The following is a 1408-nucleotide window of genomic DNA, read 5'->3' as shown; positions in this document are numbered from 1 at the left end:
ACGAGTACGGCTACTCCCACCAGGTGGTTCGCGTCGTCGAGGACATCGCGGGCGTGCGCCCGAAGGTGTACCCGGAGCGCAAGGATCCGGCTGAGATCCAGTAGCGCGCCAGCTACAGGGAAAGAGCGGGTGCAGGCGGCAGGCCTGGTATCAGGCCTGAGAACCACGCCGCGCCCGCGCCCAACAAAGCAAGCACAGCGAGCAGGGCACCAGCGATGCCGATCGTTTTCGCGTCGGCAGCCGCGCTGCCCTGCGCTTTGAACTGCTGCTCCTCAGACAGTGTCGGGGTGGGGGCCGATCCCTTGGAGTGAAACGCCAGGGTGAGGTTCAAACGACCGTCGTTAAGCGTAGTGCCCTCGTCATAGTTGAGCAGCGACGCCGCGCCACCAGCGGCGAGCGTAGGAGTCACTTCTGCTGTGTAGCCACCGCCGACGGTGGCAGTGATGGGGCGGGGGAGTGTGAACGTGGCCAAAGTGGCATCATCCGCGACCTTTCGCTCGGCTCGGGCGCCGGGAAGTCCTCCCTCGACGATGTAGTCGGCGGTGATGGCGGCGGTGGTCGACTCGGTCACGAGGATCTTGAGATCGTCGTAACGCAGATTCAGGCCCCACGTCCCGCCCTTGCCGAGACCGGCGTGGCCGTAGAAGTGCAGCGAGCCCTCCAAGTCAACGACCGTGCGATCCTGCTCAACGACGGTGCTGCGCGGGTTGACTGGGAATTCGAAGCCAGTCACCTTGCCTTTTGTGTCAGTGATTGCCTTGGTTCCTCCGGCGGTATGGATCTCGCCGCCGGCAATGCCTTGGACATAGCGTAGGAACGAGGCCTTGATGGGCCACGTGACGGTGCCGGAGGCTTCTACACCTGATCCGACGGGGGTTTCCGCGTTTGCAACGGGGGTAATCAGTGCGCTCAAAACGACTGTTGTGGCAGTGCACAGGGCGGCAGTTTTCCTCATGCTCAATAGGTTAGCCTGCATTTACTTACCATGCCCTTAATTCTGGAAAGTTTCTGGACAATACCCCCTATGGTAAGGCTTACCTCATTATGGTTAGCTTAGGCTTACCTATAGTCTATTTGGAGGGAGCTTCAATGAGGAAGAAGTTGTTTGTGAGCGCCGCTACCTTTGCGCTCGTTGCTGGGGCGGTGCCGGTGCCATCCGCGATCGCGGCTGAGGCGCTGCCAAATCTGCAAGATGCGCGCCTTGATTGGAACCTCAAGCGCAGCTTTTCCAACTACCTCACCGGCCCAATTGCACAGGGCAAGGTTGAGGTTACCGAACCAGGCGATCTGAATAACTTCGGCGGCTTCTTGGAGTACAACCCTCCGACGCAGCGTTTCCAGTCAAGCGAAGTTCCCCTGAAGTATGGCTTCAAATTCAACCCGGCCAACTCGAAGTTGGACGCCAATG

At 60.0% G+C, this 1408-nt stretch carries 2 protein-coding genes; one reads left to right on the top strand and one right to left on the bottom strand.

The features are described 5' to 3' along the window. Window positions 1-112: 112 nt before the first annotated feature. The gene (locus tag HMPREF2736_RS07780) at window positions 113-955 is read right to left on the bottom strand and encodes an HtaA domain-containing protein (protein ID WP_167617571.1); all 843 of its coding nucleotides are present in this window, start codon (window positions 953-955) and stop codon (window positions 113-115) included. 134 nt (window positions 956-1089) lie between these two features. Here HMPREF2736_RS07780 and HMPREF2736_RS07775 point away from each other — a divergent pair. Then, window positions 1090-1408 (top strand): HtaA domain-containing protein (locus HMPREF2736_RS07775; protein WP_210384489.1); only part of this gene is annotated, 319 nt, incomplete at its 3' end.

The organism is Corynebacterium sp. HMSC036E10, assembly GCF_001836265.1.
In the GTDB taxonomy this organism is placed as follows: Bacteria; Actinomycetota; Actinomycetes; order Mycobacteriales; family Mycobacteriaceae; genus Corynebacterium; species Corynebacterium coyleae.
The sequence above is the reverse complement of the archived record's forward strand: the minus strand, read 5'-3'. Positions and strand labels throughout refer to the sequence as shown.